At 42.6% G+C, this 1,348-nt stretch carries 2 protein-coding genes; both read left to right on the top strand.

The features are described from left to right. The first annotated feature begins 20 nt into the window (after nucleotides 1–20). Nucleotides 21–308 (top strand): UxaA family hydrolase, encoded by a 288-nt coding sequence (locus J5G60_RS18350; protein ID WP_179977031.1) that lies wholly within the window; start codon nucleotides 21–23, stop codon nucleotides 306–308. Between the two features lie 27 nt (nucleotides 309–335). Beyond that, nucleotides 336–1,348, top strand: a 1,013-nt coding sequence (locus tag J5G60_RS18355) for a UxaA family hydrolase (RefSeq protein WP_150359078.1), incomplete at its 3' end; no start/stop codon positions are given.

Consider the following 1,348-nt stretch of genomic DNA (forward strand, 5'->3'; position numbering starts at 1 on the left):
AATTTTAAGGGGGAATGATTATGAATGACAATATAAATTCCTTAATTGTAGACAAAAAAGATAATGTGGCTGTGGCTATGGTGGAACTAAATACCGGGGATACAGCTGTGTACAAGATTGGTGATGAATTGAAAAAGGTTACTATCGTGGACAACGTACCTGTCTATCATAAATTTTCGGTGTCCAATATAAGTGAAGGAGATAAAATTTACAAATACGGGCAGGTAATAGGCAGGGCCGTAAAAGATATAAAAATAGGAGAGCATGTTCATCTGCACAATTTAATAAGCATAAGGGAAAATATATAACAAGATAGAGGGAAGGAGGATGATATTATGAAATTTATGGGATACAGAAGGCCCGATGGAAAGGTTGGAGTGAGAAATAAGGTTCTTGTGCTGCCTACCTGTGCATGCTCCAGTGAAACCTGCAGGATAGTCGCAGGGCAGGTAACAGGAGCTGTCAGCATAATCAATCAGAATGGATGTGGTCAGGCGAAGGGAGATCTTGATATTACTGTAAAGGTATTAGTTGGTCTGGCAGCAAATCCAAATGTATACGGTACAGTTCTCATAGGACTGGGATGTGAGAATGCCCAGCCTGATGAGGTTTCAAAGTTGATAAAAGCTGTTACAAACAAACCGTTGAAGAAACTGGTAATTCAAGAGGAGGGAGGTACAAGTGCTACTATAGCCAAGGGAATTGAATATGCAAGGGAGATGGCACAGGAGGCATCTGAACTTGAAAGGGAAGAAGCTGACATATCTGAACTCATAGTAGGTACGGAATGCGGAGGATCTGATCCAACTTCCGGGCTGGCAGCCAATCCGGTTCTTGGTGATATGAGTGACAGGCTGGTGGATCTGGGATCGACTTCAATATTGTGTGAGACAACTGAATTCATAGGTGCGGAGCATCTGCTCGCAGCCAGGGGAGCTACTCCTGAAATAAGCGATAGGATTATATCAATAGTCAAGAGATATGAAAAGCATTTAAAGACTGCAGGGGAAGACTTAAGGGAAGGAAACCCATCGCCTGGCAATAAGGCAGGGGGCATAAGCACCATTGAGGAAAAATCCCTGGGATGCATACACAAGGGAGGACACAGGCAAATAGTAGAAGTAGTTGATTATGCTTATTTTCCAAGTAAAAAGGGATTGGTCATAATGGATACACCGGGTTTTGATATAGCATCTGTGACAGGGCTTGCAGCAGGAGGATGCCAGATAATAGTGTTTACTACGGGAAGGGGAACTCCTACGGGCAATATAATATCGCCGGTGCTGAAAGTGACGGGCAACAAATATACCTTTGAAAAGATGAAGGGAAATATAGATTTTGATGCAAG

The organism is Clostridium sp. HV4-5-A1G (assembly GCF_900184915.1).
Lineage (GTDB): Bacteria > Bacillota > Clostridia > Clostridiales > Clostridiaceae > Clostridium_B > Clostridium_B aromativorans.

Excerpts from the sequence above, each read along its gene's own strand:
- J5G60_RS18350 (WP_179977031.1), top strand. The coding sequence starts at position 21 with ATGAATGACAATATAAATTCCTTAATTGTAGACAAAAAAGATAATGTG.